The organism is Amycolatopsis sp. La24 (genome assembly GCF_029087445.1).
In the GTDB taxonomy this organism is placed as follows: domain Bacteria; phylum Actinomycetota; class Actinomycetes; order Mycobacteriales; family Pseudonocardiaceae; genus Amycolatopsis; species Amycolatopsis nivea.
On sequence record NZ_JARACH010000006.1, the window covers coordinates 98,586 to 121,130 of the forward strand.

A 22,545-nucleotide genomic window follows, 5' to 3' on the forward strand; every position below is an offset into this window, starting at 1 on the left:
GATCGTCCGGTGACCACTGCGGCGCTGGACCGGATCCGGGAACTGCACGACGAATGGGCACGAGTCGCCGAGGCGATGCGTGCCTCGGCGTTCGGCGAGCCGAGCGCGCTGCCGGGTTGGACGCGCGCGCATCTGCTCACCCACCTCGCGCGTAACGCTGATGCCCTCGGCAACCTGCTGACCTGGGCGGAAACCGGGGTCGAGCGGTCGATGTACGGACCGGGCAACGCGCGGGACGACGACATCGAGGCTGGCGCTGGCCGTGCTCCGGCGGAAATCGTGGCCGACCTGGTGGCGGCTGGGAAGCGCCTGACCGACCACGCCGCGCGGCTGTCGGACGAGGTGTGGGCAGCGCCGGTCCGGCACCGGCACGGCGGCGAGCTGACCGGCGCGGACGTGCTCACGCTGCGGCTTTCCGAGACCACGATCCACCTCGCGGACCTCGACGCCGGCCACGATTTCGACAGCGCCACCGCGTTGCTCGGCGAGCATCTCGAAGCGGTGATCGGGACGCTGATCCGGATGTGCCCGCGTCCGCTGCCCTCGTTCCGGATCACCGACGGCGTCCGCACCTGGACCCTCGGCGAAGGCGGCGACCTCGTCACCGGAACGCCGGGCGCGGTGCTGGCTTGGCTGACCGGTCGCGGCGACCGTTCCGCGCTTTCCGGGCCGGTGCCGGAGATGGCCCCGCTGATCTGACTCAGCTCGGCTGGCGGGCGGCGGCGAGTTCGTCGTCGTCGCCGACGATGCCCAGTTGCTGCAGGATGGCGAGCCGGTCGGTCTGGATGTCGAGTTCGGCGATCCGCCCGTCGGTCACCCGCGCCAGGACGAAACCGCGCCACGTTCCGTTTTTGCCGGTCGCGAAGCCTCTGCGGTAGTAGCCGGTGTTGGTCGCGGTGAGCGTCACCGTGGCCGCGACCCGGTCGTCTTCGGCGAGCAGTGAATCGACGTCGACGCGCAGGTCCGGGAACGCGGTCAGCATTTGCGTCCAGCCGGTGCGGAAGGCGGCGAGCCCGCCGGTCGGCGCGTCGACCACGACCGGACCGGATTCGATGACGTCCTCGGCCACGACGGTGTCCAGTTCGGCGAGGTCGTGGCTGTTGACGATGGCGAGAAAACGGCGCAGGACGGTCTTGGGGTCGGTCATGGCTCCTCGATTCTTACGCTGTAAGAGACGAGCACAGTGGTACCTTACGGCGTAAGAAACGTCAAGGGGGACCAGTGTCCGATCGGAGGGCCCGGCCGCGTGCCGGGCTGACCCGGGAGCGGGTCGTGGACGCCGCGCTCGCGTTCGTGGACGAGCACGGCATCGCCGCGCTGTCGATGCGCAAGCTCGGCGCGGAACTCGGCGTGGAGGCGATGACCCTCTACCACTACGTGCCGAACAAGGAAGCGCTGTTCGACGCACTGGTCGACCGGCTCGTCTCGGCGCTGGCCGGGATCGAGCCGGAGCCGGGGGAGTCCGGCCAGCAGTGGCTCGGCCGGGTCGCCCGCGCGTACCGGGAGCAGTTGCTCGCGCATCCGGGCGTGCTGCCGCTCGCCGCGACCCGCCCCGCGGTCAGCCCGGAGTCGTTGCAGGTGATCGAAACCGCATTGCGGTTGTTGGAGTTGCCGCCGGCGCGCGGACTCGACATGGTGAACGCCGTGATGACCTTCGTCCTCGGCCACACGCTCGCCGAGGCAGGCCGTACGCCCGGCGCGAAGTCCGATGTGGACAGTCTCGCGCACCTTGACGAGGACCGCTTTCCGCTGCTCGCGCAAGCCCTGCGAGACGGGGCCCGGCACGCCGAGCGGTTCGAATTCGCCCTTCGGGCATTACTCGCTGGACTTTTCGCAACCCATTCACGGTCTGAGGCGTCTGAATGAACATGACACTGGGGAGAAGGACGTTCCTGCGCGCCGCCGGGTTGACGGCGGTGGGCGCGGTGGCCGCGGCCTGCACAGCGAAACCGGGACCGTCGGTGCCGCAGACCAGCCCGACGACGAGAACGTCCGTACCGCCGAGCACCAGCTCGAAGCCGTCCGGGCCGCCGGACTGGAACGCGTTGCGCGGCAAACTTTCCGGCGACCTCGTGCTTCCTTCCGACGACGGATTCGCCACCGCGAAGCGGGCGTTCAATCCGCTTTTCGACGGACACAATCCCGCTGCGGTAGCGAAATGCGCGAAGCCGGAGGACGTGCAGGCGTGCGTCGAAGCGGCCGGCGGGCGGGTTCCGCTCGCCGCACGCAGCGGCGGGCACAGTTATGCCGGGTACTCCGCGCCGGACGGCGGGCTGGTGCTCGACGTCGGCGGCATGGCCGGCGTCGACGTGCAGGGCGACCAGGTGGTGATCGGCGCGGGCGCGAAACTCGGCGACGTCTACTCGGCGCTCGCGAAGGCCGGTCGTTGCCTGCCCGCGGGTTCGTGCCCGACCGTCGGCATTGCCGGGCTCGCGCTCGGCGGCGGAATCGGCGTGCTGACCCGCAAATACGGCCTGACCTGCGACCGGCTGCAGTCCGCGCAGATCGTCACGCCGGACGGCAAACTGCGCACGGTGAGCGCGCAAGCGGACGACGACCTGTTCTGGGCACTGCGCGGCGGCGGGGGCGGAAACTTCGGCGTGGTCACGTCGTTCACCTTCACCACGGTGGAAGCGCCGACCGTCACGGTGTTTTCGCTGAAATTCCCGTCCGGTTCGGCGAGCGACGTGGTCGACGCGTGGCAGCGCTGGTTGCCGAGCGCCCCGCCCGAACTGTGGTCGAACTGCGTGGTTTCCGGCGGCCCGAGCGGAGCCTGCCGGGTCGGCGGGGCGTTCGTGGGCAGTTCGGCGGGCCTGACGTCGGCGCTCAGCGGATTCTCGGTGACGCCGTCCAGCCGCACGATGAAAACCCTCAGCTACGGCGCGGCGATGAACTACTTCTCCGGCAGTTCCGAACGGCAGACCTTCGTGGCGTCGTCACGCATCATCACCGATCCGGTCGACGGCGGGAAGATCGCCGACCTCGCTTCCGGGCACAAGGGAATGGACCTGCTCATCGACGGCCTCGGCGGCGCGGTCGGCGACATCGCGCCCACCGCAACGGCATTCCCGCACCGGAAAGCGCTGGCCAGCATTCAGGTCTACGCCCCGGCGACGGCGAGCAGCCAGGACGCCGCCCGCAAGTCTGTGTCCACTGTGGTCGGTGGACTGGCGGACGCGGGCGCGCGCGGCGGCTACGTGAACTACATCGACCCGGACCTGCCGGACTGGAAGTCGGCCTACTACGGCGACAACGCGGCCCGGCTGGACCAGGTGGCGAAGAAGTACGACCCCAACGGGGTTTTCAATTTCGCTCAGTCTGCTTGAGGCGGGGGCCAGGCGTAACGCACGTCTGGCTCACCCTCTTCATTTCGCTGCCCGTCGGTGTATTCGACGGCGACGAAACCGTGGCGGCGGTAAAACCGTTGTGCTGGCTCGTTGACCTGGAACGTCCACAGGGTCAACCCGCCGGGGCGGAGCTGTTTGGCCAAGTCGACCAACTGGTCGCCGATTCCGCGGCCGCGCCACGGAGGGTCGAGATAGAGCTGCGCCAGTTCCGCGCCGTCGAGCACGAGCAGTCCGGCCACAGTGGACTCGGCGACCGCGACCCAGGTTTCCTGCTGCGGCACCACGACATTCGCGAACCACCAGCGCACGGCGTCGTCATCGTGGGCGCGGCGAACTGTCGGCAATGCGGCGGAGAACGACCGCAGCCACACGTCGGCGATGTCGCGTGCGTCAGCGGCCGTTGCCCGTCGCAGGTCCACTGTGGTCAGAGGTCGACCCCGGTGAAAACCGTGACCCGTTCCTCGGTCAGGTCGTTCATCGCCGACAGCACGCCCTCGCGGCCGATGCCCGATCCCTTCACACCGCCGTACGGCATCTGGTCCGCGCGGTACGACGGCACGTCACCGATGATCACGCCGCCGACCTCCAATTCCGCCGATGCGTGGAAGGCCAGCTGCACGTCACTGGTGAAAACCCCAGCCTGCAGTCCGTACGCGGACGCGTTCACCGAAGCGAAAGCCTCGTCCACACCATCCACAATGGACACCGCGAGCACGGGCCCGAAGATTTCCTCCGACCAGGCCTTGGCATCCGCGGGCACGTCGGTCAGCAGAGTCGGCGCAACCGTTGCGCCCGAACGGGTTCCGCCGGTCAGCACTCGGGCACCACCGGCCACGGCTTCCTCGACCCACTCGATGATCCGTTCCGCGGCCGCCTCGTCGACGACCGGGCCGACGTCGGTGTTGCGGTCGTACGGATCGCCGGTCTGCTGCGCTTCGACGGCCTCGGTCAGCGCGGGCACGAACTCCTCCGCGATCGCCGCGTCCACGATCACCCGCTGCACCGCGATGCACGACTGGCCCGCCTGATAGTTCCCGAATGTCGCGATCCGCTGCGCGGCACCCTCGACATCCGGCCAGTCGCGCAGCACAACCGCCGCGGCGTTGCCGCCCAGTTCGAGCACCACGTGCTTGCGCGCCGCCGCGTCCGCGATCGACCAGCCGACCGGGCCCGAACCGGTGAACGAAACCACCGGCAGCCGCGGGTCGGCGACGAGCGCTTGCGTTTCCTCGTTTCCCAGCGGCAGCACGGAAAACGCGCCTTCCGGCAGGTCGGTCTCGGCAAGCAGTTCGCCGAGGATCAGCGAGGACAACGGCGTACGCGGGGCAGGCTTGATGATGATCGGCGCGCCGACCGCGAGCGCGGGCGCGACCTTGTGCGCCACCAGGTTCAGCGGGAAGTTGAACGGCGCGATCCCGAGCACCGGTCCGCGTGGCACCCGGCGGGTCAGCGCGAGCCGGGCATCACCGGACGGATCGGCGTCGAGCCGTTGCATTTCGCCGCTGAACCGGCGCGCCTCCTCGGCCGCGATCCGGAACACCGACACCGCGCGCTTCACTTCGGCCTCGGCCCACTTCAGCGGCTTGCCGTTCTCGGCCGTGATCACCTCGGCGAGTTCGTCGGCCCGCATCGCGATCCCGCGCGAAACCTGCTCCAGCGCGGCCGCGCGCTGATGGGCGGGCGTGCGCCGGAACTCCTTCGCGACCGAGGCCGCCGCGGCCACCGCCCGTTCGACCTGGTCAGCGCCGGGCACCGCGACCGTCGCCACTTCGCTGCCGTCGAACGGGTGGTGCACCACGAGGGTGCTCGCGCCCTGCTCAGCCTGACCGGCGATCCACGCGGCCCGCGGCTGTGGGGTGATCGTGTCCATGGGCTCAAGGTATTAGGGAGCGCCAGGCCCGGCACGCCGGACTCGGTCCTTCGATTGTGGCTTCTGTCCTGGCGTCGAGATGACATTTGTCGGGGGTCCCCGGCACCCGCCCGGCATATCGTTCGGCCCATGACGAACTCGGTGGCCTCTCGTTGGACCGAAAGCCCGTCGCGGGCCTTCTTCGCGCGGGTCGGAACACCGCGCCGTCCGGTGCTGACCGGCGCGGTGTTTCTTGTGACCGCAGTAGTGCTCGTTGCCCAGTTGGCGGATCCGGCGCTCTTCGACCGCTTCAAGCGCGACGCCACCGCGATCGACGCCGGAGAGTGGTGGCGGCTGCTGACCGGCATGTTCTTCCAAGACGGCAAGATTTTCGGCGGGATTTTCAACCTGCTCGCCCTCGCCGCGGTCGGCACCTTCGCGGAATGGTGCCTCGGCCGGGTGTCCTGGTTCGTCCTGTACTTCGGCTGCGGACTGTTCGGCCAGTACCTCAGCTACGTCTGGCTGAACCCGGTCGGAGCGGGCAACTCGATGTGCGTCGCCGGGCTGCTCGGCGCGCTCGCGGTCGTGGTGTGGCGGGCGCGCGACGCCGAGCCGCCGCAAGCGCTCTACCGCGCCGCGCTGCTGATCGTGCCGCTGGCTGTGCTCGACACGGTGCTGCACGACAACCACGGCATGCCCGCGCTGCTCGGCATCGCGCTGGGGCTGCTGGTCACCGGTTTCGGTAAAGGTCGCGCAGCAGCAGGATCTCCGCGCAGTGATGGATCATCTCTCGGTTGATGTGCAGGACGAGCGCGGCCATCGAGAGCTCCGCGTACGGACCTTCAGCGGGACCGCAAGGGCGCGCCAACGCTTCGGCGTCGAGGCTGCGTACGCCGGCGATCCAGGTCGCGTACGCGTCGTCGAGCTGCTTCAGCGCTTCGTCGGCAGTGCCCGCGTACGGGAAGTCCTGATAGGACATCGGCGGTCCGCCGAAGTGCGATGCGGAGCGCATGCCCAGCACGCCGGGGATGATGTGGGCCAGCCGCCACGCGATGGTGGTCACCGGCGGCGGAGTCGGCTCCGGGAACGAGAAATCGACCGTGAAGTCGCCGGTGCCCGGGTCGTTCTCGCTCGTGCGGGGGTGCACCGTCCAGCAGTCCGCGACCGGCTGCCAGAAGTACTCGTCGTCGGTCAGTCCCTCCAGCTTCGGGCGCACGTGGTGCTGCCAGTGCCAGTCGAGTTGCTCGGTCAGTTCGTTGGTCCAGTCGTTGGTCATGCGGGAACGGTAAGCCGGTTCGCGGACAGCGGCTGTCCTCATTACGGGGCCATTGCCGACGTGACGGGGCCCACCTGGGACGATGGTGGCAAAAGCGCTGATACCTGGAGGTCTTGGGTGGCCACTCCCACCGGTCCGGTACTCGTCATGGACTTCGGGGCGCAGTACGCGCAGCTGATCGCCCGTCGCGTGCGCGAGGCGCAGATCTTCTCCGAGGTCGTGCCGTCCAGCGCGACCGTGGAGGAGCTGCTCGCCAAGAACCCGTCCGCGATCATCCTGTCCGGCGGCCCGTCGAGCGTGTACGCCGAGGGCGCCCCGGCGATGGACCCGAAGCTGGTCGAGGCCGGCGTGCCGATCCTCGGCATCTGCTACGGCCACCAGCTGCTCGCCCGCGCGCTCGGCGGCGTCGTCGAGCCGACCGGCGTGCGCGAGTTCGGCCGCACCGACGTGCGGATCGTCGGCGAGGGCGGCGTCCTGCACACCGGGCTGCCCGATCACCAGACGGCGTGGATGAGCCACAACGACAGCGTCACCAAGGCCCCCGAGGGCTCGGTCGTCACGGCCAGCTCCGACGGTGCCGAGGTCGCTGGCTTCGAGGACGTCGAGCGGCGCTTCGCGGGCGTGCAGTACCACCCGGAGGTGGCGCACTCGCCGCACGGCCAGGAGGTGCTGCGCCGGTTCCTGTACGAGATCGTCGGCGTGCGGCCCGGCTGGACCACTTCGTCCATTGTGGACGAGCAGGTCGCCGCGGTCGCCGCGCAGATCGGCGAGGGACGGGCCATCTGCGGCCTGTCCGGCGGCGTTGACTCCGCGGTCGCCGCGGCCCTCGTCCAGCGTGCCATCGGCGACCGGCTGACCTGCGTGTTCGTCGACCACGGCCTGCTGCGCGCGGGGGAGCGCACCCAGGTCGAGCGCGATTTCGTGGCCGCGACCGGGGTCAACCTGGTCACCGTGGACGCGCGCGAGCGGTTCCTGAACGCGCTGGCCGGCGTCACCGACCCGGAGCAGAAGCGCAAGATCATCGGTCGCGAGTTCATCCGCGTGTTCGAGCAGGCCGAGCGCGACCTCAAGGCGCAGGGCGACTACCGGTTCCTCGTGCAGGGCACGCTGTACCCGGACGTCGTCGAATCCGGCGGCGGCGAGGGCACCGCGAACATCAAGAGCCACCACAACGTCGGCGGCCTGCCTGACGACCTGCAGTTCGAGCTGGTCGAACCGCTGCGGCTGCTGTTCAAGGACGAGGTCCGCCGGGTCGGGCTCGAACTGGGGCTGCCGGAGACGATCGTGCAGCGCCAGCCGTTCCCCGGGCCGGGCCTCGGCATCCGGATCATCGGCGAGGTGACCGCGGACCGGCTGGAGACCCTGCGCGAGGCGGACGCGATCGCCCGCGAGGAACTCACCGCGGCCGGGTTGGACCAGGAGATCTGGCAGTGCCCGGTGGTGCTGCTCGCGGACGTCCGCAGCGTCGGCGTCCAGGGCGACGGCCGGACGTACGGCCACCCGATCGTGCTGCGCCCGGTGTCGTCGGAGGACGCGATGACCGCCGACTGGACGCGGCTGCCGTACGAGGTGCTGGAGCGGATCTCGACCCGGATCACGAACGAGGTGTCCGAGGTCAACCGCGTGGTGCTGGACGTGACGAGCAAGCCGCCGGGCACCATCGAGTGGGAATGACGTGAAAAACGGGGCCCGGAAATGTCCGGGCCCCGTTTTTTGTGTCTCAGGGCCGTCGTTTGCGGAACGACGCGCCGAGCATCAGGATCCCGCAGAACACCGCGCCGCCCGCGATGATCCAGCGGAAGTCGAAGGTCGGCAGCCAGCTCGAGCCGTCGGTGAGGACGTAGCCGGACACGAGCAGCGTCGCGACCCCGACGACCAGCGTGATCCAGTCGACCCCGCGGCGGCGCGCCGGGGCTTCGGGCTCGTCGTAGGAGTAAGGGTTCTCAGCCACGGCGCACCTCCACCTGGCCCACGCCGTTGGTGACGTGGAGCGTGATCTTCTGTCCGCCGACGTTGTCGTCGCCGTTGTCGGTCCCGGTGACGGCAGGCTGGCCGACGCCGTTGGACGTGCGGTTCAGGCAGTCGACCTCACCGGCGCTGTTCTCGCAGGTGAACGTCACGTCCGCGGTGCGGGGCACGATGACCTCGGTGTTTCCGGCGCCGTTGGAGACCGTGGTGGTGATCGGCTCGCTCGCGGCCAGCTGGGTCAGGTCGATCTTCATGTTGCCCGCGGTGTGCCGGTAGACCGGCTGCAGTTCGGCCACCGTACGCGGAGTGGCGGACAGGTCGCCGACGCCGCCGCGCACGTCGAGGTTGTCGAACGTGCTGGTCGTGAGCACCATCCCGGCGACCGACAGCGGAATCGCGAGCCCGATCAGACCGCGTGCGCCGCGAGCGAACGCCCCCGCCACGAGCCCGACCCCCAGCACGGCGAGCGTCATGCCGATGATGTGCCGCAGCGAGAACCAGTCGAACCCGTTCAGCGCGAGCGCGACGCCAACGCCGGCCACGATCACCGCGACCCCGAACGTGGCAGCCCCGATCTTGGACCGTCGCCCGCAGGGCTTAGGGGAGTCGTTGTAGTCGCCGGTCGGAGGCGGCGGGGGCGCCGGCGCCGCTGGATCGGGCAAATCCCAGCCCGCCGGGTCGGCGGCCAGCGGATCCCAGCCCGGTGCCGCCGCCGCGGGAGTCGGGGTGTCGCTGTTCATCGTGAAAGCTCCGGTTCCGGAAGCGGTTCCGTCCGCCGCGAACGCGACGACCGGCGCCGGTCGGTTGTCCTGCCCGCGGGTGCGATGCAGGAGATAAAGGCACGTGGCGAGCAACGCGAACCCGATCAGGCCGCCGCCGTCGAACCAGCCGCCGCCGAACGTCCACCCGACAACCGGAATCACCGCGACCGTGAGCACGGCCGCGAAGGCCTTCGTCATGCTCGACTGCCCGCGCCCGATCAACGCCTCGAAGCCGGAAACCTCGTCGCCCTCGGAGGGGAAGAACAACCAGCCGAGCAGGTAAAGCACCAGCCCGAACCCCCCGAAAACGGTCGCCGCCGCCAACGCGACCCGAATCACCACCGGGTCAATCCCGTAGCGATCCCCCAGCCCAGCCGCGACCCCAGCAACCTTCCGACCCGAGTGCGGCCGCCGAGGCCTGCTGGCCCAGAAGTCCTTGACGGTCTCCTCGAACCCGTTCAGGGGGTTCGTACGGGGAGGCCGCACGTCGTTCGCACCACTCATGCTTCACAGCATGGTCGATGGAGTGGGGCGGCACATCGGGGAAGGTCCCTGAGGTTATCCCCGAGATACGGCCCTGGTGGAGGGCTTTGGGCCGGCCGGGGGCCAGCCTTGGGGGCGAAGGGGTCAACTTCTTGGCGAGGTCAGCTGCCGTGCCGCAGGATGCGCACGAGCGAAGTTCGAACAACGCCATGCCGCTGAGAATCCGGCCCGGCGCGTTCTATGGCATTAATGCACGCGGTTATGGGTATTTTTCAGCCGCGCGGAAGTCGCTTGTCTAGAGCGGTGGCGACATCTTCGGCTTTTTTGCAGGCGGCCTGGGTATCGTCACTGATCAGGACGATCACCAGGGCACGGGCGTTGGGCCCGACCTCCATTCCTACCTGGCACCCGCCCGGAGAGCCCAGCAGGTCGCGTTGTTCGATCAGCTTTCGGCCGTCGATATTCCCATTGTGTGCGGAACTGGGGTTCTGAATGTTGTCCGTGTACTTCTGGCCATTTTGAAGCGCGATCCCGACTTCGGCAGCTGGGTCCGTCGCGGCGTTTTGGGATTTTTTCGCTGATCGGCAGCTTCGGTTGGAGTCCGCGACGGAGGGTTGCGCCGGCGGGAACCCCTGGCCGGCCAGGATTTGATCGAGCAGCTGGCATTGGTCCAGTGAAGCGAACGGGTTGCCGGAAATGGAAGCGGGACTGCTGGCTGCCGCGGGGGCGGATGTGGTCGGCGTTGCCGCGCCGTCGACGGGGTTGCTGCAGGCTGCTGCACCAACCAGGGCCAACGTGGTGACACCGAGTGCCCCGATGGTTCGGCGAGTCTTCGTCACGAATTTTCCAGCTTCTTGTTAAGTTCGGCAAACGATGTAGTGTTATCTGATTCGTTCTTCTGGTAATTTTCGCGTGCGATGGTCAAGGCTTCGAGAGCGGCCTTGACGCCGTTGTGCATCAGGTCCAAGTTGGGGATCATCGCGTCGGTGTCGCCCCCGGCGACTTTGGTGTTGAATTCCGCCACTTTTTCGGCGTAGCCGAAGCTGCCCATTTGCGCGGCCTGAGTCAAGAGATTCAGGTCGTAGCGCATGTCCCGGTAGCCGTCCAGGAAGAAGTTGCACGCTTTCAAGTAAGCGTCGAACCCGGCCTCGTTGACCGCGAACGCCCCGTTCTGCGCCAACGTCTTCAGCGTGTTTCCGGCATCGCGCATTTTTACCGCGGCTTCGTGGCTGCCGGGGCCCTCGGTAAGACCCGCCAGAAAGGCATTGCCCGCTGTGTCGGCGGCGGACGAGTTGGCGGAGATCGGTTCCGGATTTACTTCGATTCCTGGCATCGGCTGCTCCTGTGTCTGCGCTTGAGGTGCGACGGCTACGGGGCTTGTAGAAGTGCCCTGCGCGGCTCAGCCGCCGAGAACCGGGGGAGTGATCTTCTCCCCGTCCGGTCCTCGTTCCGGCTTGACCTCGAAGACCTCGTCCGGATCGACCTGTGTCGGGATCTTGTTCTTGTGTTCCTTGTCCTCTTCCTTCTTCTTCCCGGCTCCCGCCGCGCCAGCACCCGCGGCACCAGGCTTCCCGCCCTTCCCGGCGTTCGCGGCAGCAGTAGCCCCGCGCTCAAGCCGTTCGGCCGCACCCTTGCCACCGGACTCGCCCGGCTTCCCGGAGCCACCCGAACCAGCACCGCCAGTCACCCGACCACCAGCACCACCCCGGCCAGCGCCGCCCGACCGGCTGCGCGGCGTGTCCTCGCCGGAGCCGGAGTTCCCGACACCGCCCCCGCCCAAAGCGAGGCCCTCCGGAGAAAGACGGCCGCCGATGCCCGGAGTGGTCCGGAGGTTGTTCCCTCCCCCTGACATCGCAGGGTTGCTGAGTGGCCCAGTACCGGTGTTGATCCCCGGCCCAGGGCTGTAAGGAACGCCTGGAGGATTCCCGCTTCCCCCGGACGGGAAGGAGGTGACCGGAGCAGGACCGCCAAGCGGCGGGTTCGTGCCCGTGAACCCGTTCCCCGGCCCGCCAGTCACCGGACCGGACCCGCCAGGACCGACATAAGGCCCGCTAGAAGTCCCACCGGACACGGTCACCGGCGAGGCGCTGCTCGCGTGCGTGCTGTCGTTGTTCATCTGCGGCGGCGGCGAATAAACCGGCTGCGTAGTCGACGTCTCGTGATACGTCGTGTCCAGCCCGTGCATCACCTGGACAGCCTGCTGATGCGCCGCGTCGGCCTGCTGCTGCTTGGCCGCCATGTCGCCCATCGCGATCACGCCCTGCAACGGGTTGCCGTTCTGGAACTGCTCGGTCGCCTTGGCCATCTCGGCCTTCTGGTCGAACCCGGTCGGCTCCGGCATGTTCTTGTGCGCGTAGTCGGCCGCCGCGGACTGCTGGGAGTAGCGGTTCGACACCAGTTGCATCGCGCTGCCGGTTTTTTCCGTGTGGTCCGCCGTGCTCTGGAAGAACGAATGCGCTTGCGTCGCGGCCGTGCCCTGCCATTCGGCACCCGCGGTGTCGGCCGCGTTGCGGAACTCGTTGGACGCGTCCGCGAGCCAGTTGCCATAGAAGTTCGTCACGCGGCTGCGTTCGTTGATGCCCTTGAAGTTCAAGCCCTCGTTGACCATTTTGTGCAGGTCTTCGTGGCTGTACGACGCATAATTCGCGTCCGGCGCGGGCGCGTCGCCCCTGGTCTGCTGGCCCTGGAGAAGCTGCTGGCCCTGCTGGACCGAGTACTGCGAGGCGTCCCGTTCAGTCGCGCTGCGCGTCTCCGGCGAGTCCTCGCCGGCTGCGAAGATCTGGTTCACGTTCTGCGTCCGGGCGTAGTAATCGCCTGCGGACTCGACGTGTTCCGCGCGATGCTGCTCGGTCATCCGGCCTCCCCGCCCCGTGTACGCACTGTGATCGCTCGCCCCCTGCATCGTACCGAGTCCCGGCGGGCGGCAGGGAGGTTCGCGGAATTTCCTCACCGGCGGCCATCTGGGGGAGTGGATCAGGGCCTTCCCCGATGTCCGGGCCGCTCCCGCGTGTGACGATGGGACTCGTGCAGGACTTTCTCGACATCAGTGCCCCGGGGCGGGTTTCCTCGACCGCCGAGGAGCCCTCGGCACTCATGTCCGCCCAGGCGATGGAGGTCGCCGAACCCGAATCGCGGCCCAAGATGTACCGGCGGCGCTCCGGGCGGGCCGTCGCGGGCGTCGCGAGCGGGCTCGCCGATCACCTCGGGGTTCCGGTCGTCTGGGTCCGCGTCGTGTTCGCGTTGCTGGCCGCGCTCAACGGGGCCGGCCTGCTCGCTTACGGCCTGCTCTGGGTGTTCGTCCCGCAGAGTGCCGAGGAAACCGAAACCGCGCCCAAGGCCCGCGACCGCCAGCAGGCGTACGGGCTGATCGCGCTCGGCATCGGGCTCGCGATCGCCAGCAGCACGCTGACCGGCGCCATCCGCGGCTGGGTCGCCGTGCCGCTCGCGCTCGCCGCGCTCGGTGCGGCGGTCGTCTGGCGGGAGGCGGACGAATCGCAGCGGCGGCGCTGGCGCGTCGGTGCCCGCGACGGGCTGGTCGGCGAGGGCGGCAGGCTCGCCGCGTTCGTCCGGATCCTCGCCGGGGTCGCGCTGGTCGCCACCGGCATCGGCTTCGTCGTGTTCGCCAGCGGCGACTTCGACCAGGTCAAATTCGCCCTGATCGCGGTGCTCGCGACGCTGATCGGCGTCGCCGTGCTCACCGTCCCGTTCTGGCTGCGGCTGGTCCGCGACCTCGGCGAGGAACGCCAGGCCCGCATCCGCACCGACGAACGCGCCGAAATCGCCGCGCACCTGCACGACTCAGTCCTGCAGACCCTCGCGCTGATCCAGCGCCAGGCCGACCAGCCCGCCGAGGTCGCGCGCCTCGCCCGCGGCCAGGAACGCGAGCTGCGCGGCTGGCTGTACGGCCCCGGCGGCTACGGCAAACCCAGCGACAAGCGGACCAAGGAAGAGGAAGAAGGCACCCGCCAGCAGCTGTCCGAGGCGCTGGCTGCGGCGTGCGGCGAGGTCGAGGACCAGTTCGCGATCTCGGTCGGCCAGGTCGTGGTCGGCGACGCCGAGCTGAACCCGCCGCTCACCGCGCTGGTTCAGGCCGCGCGCGAGGCGATCGTCAACGCGGCCAAGCACGCAGGCGTCGCCGAGGTCAGCGTGTTCGCCGAGGTCGAACCCACCGAGGTCACCGTGTTCGTGCGCGACCGCGGCAAAGGCTTCGACCCGGACGTCGTGCCCGCCGACCGGCACGGCCTCGCCGACTCGATCCGCGGCCGGATGGAACGCCACGGCGGCACCTGCAAGCTGCGCACCGCACCCGGCGAAGGCACCGAAGTCCAGCTCGCCATGCCGGTGAAGGCGGCCAAAGGGGTGGCATGACCTCGCTATGCTCGGGGGCAGGCGAAGCGAGGGAGTGGGCAGTCGTGACGGAAAGCCAGCGGGAACCGGTCAAGGTCTTCCTCGTGGACGACCACGCGTTGTTCCGCGCGGGAGTGCGCACGGAACTCGATTCGATCACCGACGAGGTGCAGGTGGTCGGCGAGGCCGGGTCGGTCGCGGAAGCGGTCGCCGGCATCGCGCGCACGCGTCCGCAGGTCGTGCTGCTCGACGTCCACATGCCCGACGGCGGCGGCGCCGAGGTGCTCCGCCGCGTGCGCCCGGAGCTGCCGGACGTCGTGTTCCTCGCGCTGTCGGTCTCCGACGCCGCCGAGGACGTCATCGCGGTGATCCGCGCCGGCGCGCGCGGGTACGTCACCAAGACGATCTCGTCGAAGGAGCTCGTCCGCGCGGTGGTCCGGGTGGCCGACGGCGACGCGGTGTTTTCCCCGCGCCTGGCCGGTTTCGTCCTCGACGCCTTCGCCGACCGTCCCGGGTCCGCGCCGATCAACGACCCCGAACTGGACCTGCTCACCCCGCGCGAGCGCGACGTCCTGCGCCTGCTCGCCCGCGGGTACGCGTACAAGGAAATCGCGTCCGAGCTGTTCATCTCGGTGAAGACGGTCGAGACGCACGTGTCGAGCGTCCTGCGCAAGACCCAGCTGTCGAACCGCTACGAGCTCTCCCGCTGGGCCTCGGACCGCCGTCTCGTCTAGGCCGGAGTCAGTTCTTCTTCCGGGGTCACGGCCGGTTTGCGCTGCAACCGCGTCAACGCGACGCCGAGCAGCACCACGACCATGCCCGCGATCACGCGCAGGTTCAGCTGCTCGTGCAGGAAAACCGCGCCCAGCAGCACCGACACCACCGGCAGCAGATAGCCGACCACCGAAGCGGCCACCGCGCCTTCGCTCGCCAGCAGCTGGTAGTTGAGCGCGAACGCGATCCCGGTCGAACCGAGGCCGAGGATCACCACCGCGATCAGCGCGACCGGGCTCAGGTGCACCGGCGTCAGCCCGCCGAACGGCATGGCCAGCACCAGGAAACCCGTGGCCAGCAGCATCTGCCCGGCCGCGATCGCGTACGGCGAGGAGCCGGTGTTCGACAGGTACCGGCCTTCGTAGACGAACGCGAACCCGTAGCTCGCCGCCGCGGCGAGGCACGCCAGCGCACCCCAGCTGAGCAGTCCGGACGCCTGCCACGGCGCGAAGATCAGCAGGATCCCGCCGAGCCCGATCACCAGACCGGCGATCCGCGTCGCGGTCATCCGGTTCGAGACCCCGAGGAACGGGGCCGCCACGAGCACCCAGAGCGGAGTGGTCGAGTTCAGGACCCCGGTGATGCCGGAGTCCACGGTGGTCTCGCCGACCGCGAAAAGCAGGAACGGCAAGGCATTGTGGAAGAACGCCGCGACGAGCAGATGCCCCCAGGTGCTCCGTCGCGACGGCAGGCTCCGCCGCCCGATCAGGCACAGCGCCAGCAGCACCACGGCGCCCAGCACGAGCCGCGCGAGCACCAGCTGCACCGGGGAAAGCGCTTCAAGCCCGAGCTTGATCCAGAAAAAACTCGATCCCCACATCAACGCGAGCGCCGCGATCCTCAGCAGCGTCTTCGACTCGCCCACCCCAGGTTCCTCCTTTGCCTCGCTAGCCAGCTTCGCCGCAGCAAGGTGTAAGGACAAGCGAAAATAACTGCAGGGACAATTAAGCAAAGCTGTAGGATCGAGCCATGCTCGATGTACGGCGCATGCAGGTGCTGCGCGCGGTGATCACGAGCGGTTCGATCACTGCCGCGGCGAGGAATCTCGGCTACACGCCGTCGGCGATCAGCCAGCAGCTGGCGGTGCTCGAACGCGAAGCGGGCACGCCGTTGCTGGAACGCGTCGGCCGCGGCGTCCAGCCGACCCCGGCCGGGACGTTGCTGTCCGAACACGCCGAGACGCTCAGCGCGGAGCTGGCCCGAGCCGAGGCCGCGCTCACCGAGCTGAAGGAAGGCCGCACCGGCAAGCTCGCCATCCGCTACTTCGCCACCGCGGGCGCGACGATGGTGCCGTACGCGGTGGCCGCGCTGCGCCGCGAACACCCCGGCGTGTGGCTCGATCTCAAGCTCATCGACCCGGGCGATCCGCTCACCGAGGTCGAGGAAGGTCGCGCTGACCTGGCGATCATCGTGTACCCGCGGCCGTCGGAGCCGGGCCGGGGCATCGAGCTGGTGCCGCTGCTGGACGACCCGTACCGCGCGGTCCTGCCGCGGGCGCACCGGCTGGCTCGCAAACGCGTCCTTGACCTCACCGACCTCGCCGAGGAACCGTGGGTCGGCGTCGACCCGATCCCCGGCGCCTGCCGCGCGATCCTGGAAGGCGCCTGCGCGTCGGCCGGGTTCCATCCGAACGTCGTGGTCGAGTCCGAGGACTATCCGTCGGCGCAAGGGTTCATCGCCGCCGGGCTCGGCGTCGGGCTGGTGCCGGAGCTGGGGCTAGGCACTCCGCATCCGGGAGTGGTCGTGCGCCGGGTCCGCAATCCCCAGCCGAGCAGGCACATTCACGCCGCGGTGGCCGCACGGGTCGCGGGCAGCCCGGCCGTGCAGACGTTCCTCGAAGCCATGCAAGAGGCGACCGAGAACGTCGCCTGACATCGGCTCAGACGAACAGCAGCTGCGAAACGCCGATCCCGATCAGGATCGCGCACAGGATCGCCGCGACGGTGAGGATGATCCGCCGCCGCGCCGCCGCCTTCTCCCGAACAGCCTGCGCGGACGCGGCCTGCTGCGCCGGAGTGGGCGTGTACCGGGCGGTCGGCTGCTGCATCGTCTGCTGCTGCATTGGCTGCGCCGGAGCGGGAGCCTGCGGCACCTGCTGGACCGGAAGCTGCATCAGCGGAGCCGGTTGCTGCGGCTGTTGTTGCGGCAGAATTTGCTGGGTCGGCTCCGGGACATTGGGCGGCTGCGCGGGCAGCGGCCGCGACGCCGGAAGGGTCGGCAACGCGGGCGCGGTCGGCGGGATGAACGCGGTCTGCTCGCGTCCGACGGTGATCGCCTTCAACGCGTGCACGGTGTCGTCCATGGTCGGCCGGGCAGCCGGGTCGGCGCGCAGCATCTTCTGCAACGCCCCGGCGAGCGGGCCGGCGTTCTCCGGCGGTCGTTCCGGGGACTGTCCGTCGTCACCGAACGGCGGCACGCCCTCGACCGCCGTGTACAGCGTCGCGCCCAGCGAGAACACGTCTGCAGCTGCAGACGGAGGTGCGCCGCGCGTGACCTCAGGCGCTCGGTAAGCGGCGTGCGGACCGCCGCCGGTGATGCCGATGTCGGTCAGCTTGACGCTGCCGTCGTCCGCGAGCAGCACCGTGTTCGGTTCGAGCGTGCGGTGGACGATGCCCGCCGAGTGAATCGACGCCATCGCGTCGCCGAGCTGGATGCCCAGGAACGCGGCTTGCTCCGGAGTGAGCCGGCCGTGCTCGGCGAGGAAAACCGACATCCCGCGCGACGGGATGTACTCCATCACCAGCCACACGTCCTGGCCGTCGGGCAGCACGTCGTACACCGTGATCGCGCACGGATGATCGATCCGCGCCGCGGCCTTGCCCTCTTCCATCGCCATCGCGCGCGCCTGTTCGGCACGGTCCGGCGGCAGGCCGACGGGCAGGTACATGCGTTTGACGGCGACGGTCCGGAACAGCCGCGTGTCGAACGCGAGCCACACGATGCCCGCGCGTCCGCGCCCGATCGGCTGGTCGAGCCGGTACCGCTCGCCGACGATGCTGCCTTCTGAACTCAATGCTGTCCCTGAATCATCCGCCGCTGGCCGAGCTTGCCGTCGTCGGTGCCGACGTTGCCGTTTCCTTCGAGCTTGTCGGCTTGTCCGGCGTGCTCTCCCGCGTCTTCGACTGTTCCTGCGTCGGAGTGTCCTCCGCAGAAGTGGTCCGCCGCGAGTGCCGCGTCGACTGGGTCTCGCGGGTCGCGCTTTCCCGGGAAGACGTAGGCGGGGACGTAGTGGTTGCTTCCGAAGGCGGCTGTGTGACGGACGTCGGCGCGACCGCGGACGACGAAACGGGCGGCGCGGGCTGCGAAGCGTCCGGCGGATTGCCCGGAGTCAGCAGCCACACGCCGAGCGCGACCAGGCCGACGACCACGACGCCGCCGATGATCGCGGGCTTCTTCCACGCGCCGGGCTTCTCGTCCTCGTCGTCCTCGGGCGCGGTCTGCACGCGGGTCCGCGGCGCGGGTTCCTCGTCGTAGGGGTCGTCCTCGTAGTGGTCCGGCACCGGCACCGCGCGGGTGGCGGCGAGGCCGTTGCGGCTCGGGTCGCCGTAGAGCGGCGGCTCCTGGTGGTAGCCGTCCTGCTGGTAGCCGCGGTCGTCGTAGTCGTCTTCCGGGTAGCCGGAGCCCGGCGGGTACGGGTCCTCGTCGTAGTACTGCTGCGCGCTCGGGTCGTACTGCTGGGTGACGCCCGGGTCGTCGAGCAGCGTGCCGGAGTGGCTGGCCTGCTCGTCGTCGGGATGCAGCAGACCAGCGGCCGCCGCTCCGCCCGCCGCACCGAGCGCGGCCGCGCCGAGGGTGCCCGAGGAGGAGGCCATCATCGTGTCGGCGTCCGGACCGCCGAGCGGGGTCTCGCCGCGCGCGACCGCGGCCAGCAGCTCCTCGCATTCGTCGGCGGTGGGCCGGTGCTGGGTCTCCGGGTGCAGCAGCACCGCGAGCACGCTCGCCAGCGGACCGGACTGCCGCGGCGGGTTGATCTGCCCCGCGGCGACCGCGTGCAGCAGGCTCAGCGTGTTCTCGGACAGACCGAACGGCGGCTGTCCCTCGCAGGCGGCGTACAGCGTCGAGCCGAGCGAGAAGACGTCCGACTCGGGGCCGGGGTCGCCGCCGATCGCGACCTCGGGGGCCAGGTAGGCGGGGGTGCCCGCGATCATCCCGGTCTTGGTGACCGTGACGTCGTCCTTGGCCCGCGAGATGCCGAAGTCGGTGATCTTCACCGTGCCGTTGCCCGCGAGCAGGATGTTGCCCGGCTTGATGTCGCGGTGCACGATGCCGACCGCGTGCGCCTCGCGCAGGGCGGCGGCGATCTGCGCGCCGATCCGGGCGACCTCCATCGGCGGCAGGGTGCCCTTTTCCTGCAGCACCTGCGCCAGGCTGGTGGACGCCAGGTATTCCATGATCAGGCAGGGCTGGCCGTTGTCGTCGGTGACGACGTCGAACACGGTGATCGCGTTCGGGTGGTGCAGCCGGGCGGCGATCCGGCCCTCGCGCATGGTGCGCTGCCGGGCGTCCTCCGCCTCGTGGTTCTCCAGCCCGGGCTGGAGAAGAAGTTGCTTGATGGCGACCGTACGGCCCAGCACCTCGTCGTGGGCGCGCCAGACGGCCCCCATCGCGCCGGAACCGATTTTCCCGACGATCCGGTACCGGTCGGCGACCAGACGACCCTCGTCGCTCACGCGACCTCCCTTTGGGGCTCCGACTTCCCGGGGCGGGACTGTTCTACCCCAAAGGGGTGAGTTCGAACCCGCCGCAGCACCGGAGCGTAGGCACCTGCTGTGGACCGTGTGCCGGTTTTGCCGAGACCGACCCGTGACAAGGCTAGGCGCTCACTCTGCGCACACGCACGCGGCACACTTCGGCCGACCCGGCACAACCACGTTCGCGCAGGTCAGGAGTAGACCGCGGACAGGACGCGGGCCTGCGAGATCACATCCTGCTCGACGACGTCGAACAATTGGGTCACGCGCAAGAGGGTTCCGTCGGCCTGGTGGACCAGCGCCACGGCGAAGACCGAACCGTCGTCCTGGACGTGCAGTTCCTGGACGTCGATCGAGTCGGCCCCGCTCCACGCGCGGACCAGATCGCCCGTTTCGCCGCGCGCGGCGCTCGGGCTGAGCAGCGAAAGCGCGTTCTCCGGCTGGTGGTCGACCGAGGCGTAGAACTTGCGCACCGCTTCGAGCTTCACCGGATCCGGCGCGGCCGCCGACGAGGTGGCGGACTTCTTGTGCGATTCCGCCGAGGGGGCGGTGCTCGAGGAGGCGGACGACGAAGTGCCGGAAGTGGTTTCCGGAGTCGTGGTGCCCGAGTTCGACGGCGTGGTGGCCGTGGAGCCGGTGTGCTGGGACTGCGTCGTGCTTTCGCTCTGCCCCGACGTCGTGCCGCCGGACGAGTGGACCTTGCGCTGCTGCGGCACGGCCTGTCCGCCGAGCGCTGCCGCGCCGCTGAACCCGGCGGGCATCGCGGCTCCTCCGGCGACCGGCACGGTGGGTCGCGGGCCGCCGCTGAGCAGCGAAGCGGTGACGACGGCGCCGGCGACGAGCGCGCCCGCTCCGACGAGCCCGGCCAGCTTCGCGCGGCGGGCGAGCTTGCTTTCGGGCTCTTCGACCGGTTCCGCGGCCTGGGCGACCGGGCGGCGGGTGCGCGGCGGCAGGTACTTCTGCGGTTCGCGGAACACCTGCTCGAGATATTCGCGGTCGGCCTCGGCCACGTCCTCGAGCAGTTCCGGCGGGATCACGTCCTCGACGCGCACGGCGTCGGGTTCTCGCCGGGTTCGCTGCCGTTCAAGCACGAAAGTCCTCGCTCTGGGGGTTCGGGGCGGGACACGACACGGTGGCGGTGTCCCCGGGGCGGTCCGAGGCGATTCGTGGTCGGCCCGGACCTCGTAGTCGCCAGGTAACCCTGTGCCGACCGGCTGCCGCCAGACTCCGTCGCCGGAATGCCGCCGTCGTACGACGAACGGCAGCTTATGTCACCCAACCGGACGAGGGAACAACCGCTCACCGCACCGCACGTGCATCGGCATTTGCAGACAGTGTGCTGGTCAGCGCCCGTCGTCGGTGATCTTGCCGTTGTCGTCGAAGGTGAGCGTCTGCTGCTCGGTGCTCTTGCTGCCGTCCTGGTGCGTGACCTCGACCGTGTTCACCGTGGTGCCGTGCTGCGGGTCGATGGTGACCTTCTTGACCTCGAAGTACGCGACGTCGGCGTAGCGCTTGCGCAGCCCCTGCGGGCCCTGCTGCTTGAGGTCGCCGGACGTGACCGACGAGGCCTCCGACGGGTCAGTTGTGACGTTGTTGAAGAACTTCTCCGAGTTGTTCCCCATCGTGTCCGCGTCGCCGGCGGTGAAGACCGGCGGTCCTTTCGTTTCCCGCTCAGCGGGAGTGACCGGCGGCTTCTGCGGCGGCTCGCTGGACGAGGGCGAGTCCGTGGTGGTCGGCGCGGACGTGCTGCTGCCGGTGCCGGTGCCGGGGCCCGCCGACGTGGTCACGCCTGCCGAACTGCTGCTCGCGGAACTGTTCGGCCCGGAGCCCTGCTGCGGATGCGTGCCGTTGTCCGAGGTGACGCCGTCCGGGCTGGTGCTGGAGTCGCTGCGCGGGACGCTGCCGCCGACCCCGCCGTGCTGCCCGTTCGGGATGAGCGCGCTGAGGTTCGGGTTGCCGCCGTTCTGCCTGCCGGGCCAGCCGCCGCCGCCGACCGCGTCGGTCGTCGTGGTGGTGGGCCCGCCGACCAGGAACGTCCCGGCGAACAGCAGTCCGACGACCACCGCGCCGGACGCGCCGGTGGCGAACCACGCGGCCTTGCGCCAGGTCTTCGGCGGGGTGACCGACGCGGGCACCGAGCCGAGATCGAACGTGCCGAGGCCGTCCAGCAGCGGCGCGGCGTACACGCGCACCTCGTCGTCCTGCTGCTCTTGGCTCTCCCGCGCCGATACGGCCGGTTCGCCGAGCGTGACGCGCTGGCGCCGGGGCGGTTCCTCCGCGACCGGGTTCAGCTCGACCCGCTCGCGGGGGCTTTCCGGCCGGTTGGCCAGCGCGGCGGAGGTGGTGGCGACGCGTTCCTGCCGGGTGCGCCGGGTCGGCTGGGGGAGTGCGCTTTCCGGCGGGGCGAAGGCGCGGTGCTCCTCGGGGATCCGGTCCTGCGGGGGAGCGAAGGCGGCGCGGGATTCGGGCTGACGGGCCAGCGGGGCCGCGACCTGCTGGTCTTGGGGAGCGGCTGGCTGGGCGGCGGTTTGGCGGCTGCGGGGTTCGGACGGCTGTCCGGGGAAAGCGGCAGTCTGGTGAGGCTCGGCCAGCCGGTCCGGGGCGGAGGCCTGGCGGCGCGGGGGTTCGACGGGGGCACGGCGATCGCTCGTCGCCCGGCGGCGCTGCGGCTGCGGCAACGGCGGTTCGCCGATCGGCAACGTGCCGCTCGCGGTGGGGAAAACCGGCTGGTTGGGGGCCGGGCGGTTCCCGTCGTCGGGCACGCGGTTCGCGCGCGGGGCCGGTGCGCCGCGCAGCCGCGGGTTCTCGCTGCCCCGCTGCACCGGAGCGCCGTCGACGGCAGACACGGCACCGGTGCGGTGCCGGTGATGTCCGGCGGTGCGGGGCGGCACCACCGGAGTCCAGGTGCCGTCGGCGCGGACGCGGTGCCGTCCGGGAACGGTGACCTCGGCGTCCGACACCGCGCCGGGACGGTCCGCGTGCCGCCGACCGTCCATCGTGTTTCCCGTCATGCCGGTCCGACCCCTCCGCGAGGGGGGCGTGACGGCAC

22 protein-coding genes are annotated in these 22,545 nt (G+C 69.9%); 8 read left to right on the plus strand and 14 right to left on the minus strand.

What is annotated here, in order from left to right; genetic code table 11:
- The first annotated feature begins 9 nt into the window (after positions 1 to 9).
- Positions 10 to 699: a maleylpyruvate isomerase family mycothiol-dependent enzyme gene (locus PUT80_RS09790; protein ID WP_275291689.1), complete on the plus strand. Its 690-nt coding sequence runs from the start codon at positions 10 to 12 to the stop codon at positions 697 to 699.
- Position 700: 1 nt separating this feature from the next.
- Here the strand turns inward: PUT80_RS09790 and PUT80_RS09795 are convergent, their stop codons facing one another.
- A complete protein-coding gene (locus PUT80_RS09795; protein ID WP_275291690.1) occupies positions 701 to 1,147 on the minus strand; it encodes an ester cyclase in 447 nt (148 codons plus the stop codon).
- Between the two features lie 74 nt (positions 1,148 to 1,221).
- Here PUT80_RS09795 and PUT80_RS09800 point away from each other — a divergent pair, with 74 nt between their 5' ends.
- Both PUT80_RS09800 and PUT80_RS09805 read left to right on the plus strand, forming a co-directional pair.
- Positions 1,222 to 1,866: a TetR/AcrR family transcriptional regulator C-terminal domain-containing protein gene (locus tag PUT80_RS09800; RefSeq protein ID WP_037816204.1), complete on the plus strand. Its 645-nt coding sequence runs from the start codon at positions 1,222 to 1,224 to the stop codon at positions 1,864 to 1,866.
- The gene (locus PUT80_RS09805; protein WP_275291691.1) at positions 1,863 to 3,326 is read left to right on the plus strand and encodes an FAD-binding oxidoreductase; all 1,464 of its coding nucleotides are present in this window, start codon (positions 1,863 to 1,865) and stop codon (positions 3,324 to 3,326) included. Before PUT80_RS09800 ends, PUT80_RS09805 begins: the two co-directional genes overlap by 4 nt.
- Here the strand turns inward: PUT80_RS09805 and PUT80_RS09810 are convergent.
- Together PUT80_RS09810 and PUT80_RS09815 are read right to left on the minus strand one after the other, a co-directional pair.
- Positions 3,314 to 3,766, minus strand: coding sequence for a GNAT family N-acetyltransferase (locus PUT80_RS09810; RefSeq protein WP_275291692.1), 453 nt, complete (start codon positions 3,764 to 3,766; stop codon positions 3,314 to 3,316). The genes PUT80_RS09805 and PUT80_RS09810 overlap by 13 nt on opposite strands.
- 5 nt (positions 3,767 to 3,771) lie before the next feature.
- Positions 3,772 to 5,217 carry an aldehyde dehydrogenase family protein gene (locus PUT80_RS09815; RefSeq protein ID WP_275291693.1) on the minus strand — a complete coding sequence of 482 codons (1,446 nt, stop codon included), beginning with the start codon at positions 5,215 to 5,217 and terminating at the stop codon, positions 3,772 to 3,774.
- Between the two features lie 129 nt (positions 5,218 to 5,346).
- Between PUT80_RS09815 and PUT80_RS09820 the strand changes: the two genes are divergently transcribed.
- Entirely contained in the window at positions 5,347 to 5,994 is a 648-nt protein-coding gene (locus PUT80_RS09820) for a rhomboid family intramembrane serine protease (protein WP_275291694.1), read from the plus strand.
- Here PUT80_RS09820 and PUT80_RS09825 read toward each other — a convergent pair.
- Positions 5,927 to 6,472 (minus strand): DinB family protein, encoded by a 546-nt coding sequence (locus PUT80_RS09825; protein ID WP_037816199.1) that lies wholly within the window; start codon positions 6,470 to 6,472, stop codon positions 5,927 to 5,929. The two genes, PUT80_RS09820 and PUT80_RS09825, sit on opposite strands and share 68 nt — an antisense overlap.
- A gap of 117 nt (positions 6,473 to 6,589) precedes the next feature.
- Here PUT80_RS09825 and guaA point away from each other — a divergent pair, with 117 nt between their 5' ends.
- Positions 6,590 to 8,146, plus strand: a complete 1,557-nt coding sequence (guaA, locus tag PUT80_RS09830) for a glutamine-hydrolyzing GMP synthase (RefSeq protein WP_275291695.1) — start codon at positions 6,590 to 6,592, stop codon at positions 8,144 to 8,146.
- A 46-nt stretch (positions 8,147 to 8,192) separates the two neighbouring features.
- Here the strand turns inward: guaA and PUT80_RS09835 are convergent, their stop codons facing one another.
- The 5 genes from PUT80_RS09835 to PUT80_RS09855 form a co-directional block, all read right to left on the minus strand.
- Positions 8,193 to 8,423, minus strand: a complete 231-nt coding sequence (locus PUT80_RS09835) for a hypothetical protein (RefSeq protein ID WP_037816197.1) — start codon at positions 8,421 to 8,423, stop codon at positions 8,193 to 8,195.
- Positions 8,416 to 9,705 carry a PspC domain-containing protein gene (locus tag PUT80_RS09840; protein ID WP_275291696.1) on the minus strand — a complete coding sequence of 430 codons (1,290 nt, stop codon included), beginning with the start codon at positions 9,703 to 9,705 and terminating at the stop codon, positions 8,416 to 8,418. Before PUT80_RS09840 ends, PUT80_RS09835 begins: the two co-directional genes overlap by 8 nt.
- A gap of 251 nt (positions 9,706 to 9,956) precedes the next feature.
- The gene (locus tag PUT80_RS09845) at positions 9,957 to 10,523 is read right to left on the minus strand and encodes a DUF3558 family protein (protein WP_275291697.1); all 567 of its coding nucleotides are present in this window, start codon (positions 10,521 to 10,523) and stop codon (positions 9,957 to 9,959) included.
- A complete protein-coding gene (locus PUT80_RS09850; RefSeq protein ID WP_275291698.1) occupies positions 10,520 to 11,017 on the minus strand; it encodes a hypothetical protein in 498 nt (165 codons plus the stop codon). The genes PUT80_RS09845 and PUT80_RS09850 overlap by 4 nt, the downstream gene beginning before the upstream one ends.
- 66 nt (positions 11,018 to 11,083) lie before the next feature.
- Positions 11,084 to 12,538 (minus strand): hypothetical protein, encoded by a 1,455-nt coding sequence (locus PUT80_RS09855; protein ID WP_275291699.1) that lies wholly within the window; start codon positions 12,536 to 12,538, stop codon positions 11,084 to 11,086.
- Positions 12,539 to 12,777: 239 nt separating this feature from the next.
- Between PUT80_RS09855 and PUT80_RS09860 the strand changes: the two genes are divergently transcribed.
- On the plus strand, positions 12,778 to 14,052 hold the full coding sequence (locus tag PUT80_RS09860; protein ID WP_043835317.1) for an ATP-binding protein: 1,275 nt from the start codon (positions 12,778 to 12,780) through the stop codon (positions 14,050 to 14,052).
- Between the two features lie 44 nt (positions 14,053 to 14,096).
- Positions 14,097 to 14,765: a response regulator transcription factor gene (locus tag PUT80_RS09865; RefSeq protein WP_009072456.1), complete on the plus strand. Its 669-nt coding sequence runs from the start codon at positions 14,097 to 14,099 to the stop codon at positions 14,763 to 14,765.
- Here PUT80_RS09865 and PUT80_RS09870 read toward each other — a convergent pair.
- Positions 14,762 to 15,670 (minus strand): DMT family transporter, encoded by a 909-nt coding sequence (locus PUT80_RS09870; protein ID WP_037816193.1) that lies wholly within the window; start codon positions 15,668 to 15,670, stop codon positions 14,762 to 14,764. The two genes, PUT80_RS09865 and PUT80_RS09870, sit on opposite strands and share 4 nt — an antisense overlap.
- Before the next feature lie 104 nt (positions 15,671 to 15,774).
- Between PUT80_RS09870 and PUT80_RS09875 the strand changes: the two genes are divergently transcribed.
- Entirely contained in the window at positions 15,775 to 16,677 is a 903-nt protein-coding gene (locus PUT80_RS09875; RefSeq protein WP_037816192.1) for a LysR family transcriptional regulator, read from the plus strand.
- 7 nt (positions 16,678 to 16,684) lie between these two features.
- Here the strand turns inward: PUT80_RS09875 and PUT80_RS09880 are convergent, their stop codons facing one another.
- The 4 genes from PUT80_RS09880 to PUT80_RS09895 form a co-directional block, all read right to left on the minus strand.
- Positions 16,685 to 17,818 carry a serine/threonine-protein kinase gene (locus PUT80_RS09880; protein ID WP_134667623.1) on the minus strand — a complete coding sequence of 378 codons (1,134 nt, stop codon included), beginning with the start codon at positions 17,816 to 17,818 and terminating at the stop codon, positions 16,685 to 16,687.
- A 13-nt stretch (positions 17,819 to 17,831) separates the two neighbouring features.
- Positions 17,832 to 19,475 (minus strand): serine/threonine-protein kinase, encoded by a 1,644-nt coding sequence (locus PUT80_RS09885; protein WP_275291700.1) that lies wholly within the window; start codon positions 19,473 to 19,475, stop codon positions 17,832 to 17,834.
- 212 nt (positions 19,476 to 19,687) lie between these two features.
- Positions 19,688 to 20,587 carry a hypothetical protein gene (locus PUT80_RS09890; RefSeq protein ID WP_275291701.1) on the minus strand — a complete coding sequence of 300 codons (900 nt, stop codon included), beginning with the start codon at positions 20,585 to 20,587 and terminating at the stop codon, positions 19,688 to 19,690.
- A gap of 252 nt (positions 20,588 to 20,839) precedes the next feature.
- A complete protein-coding gene (locus PUT80_RS09895; protein WP_275291702.1) occupies positions 20,840 to 22,507 on the minus strand; it encodes a hypothetical protein in 1,668 nt (555 codons plus the stop codon).
- Positions 22,508 to 22,545: the final 38 nt, after the last annotated feature.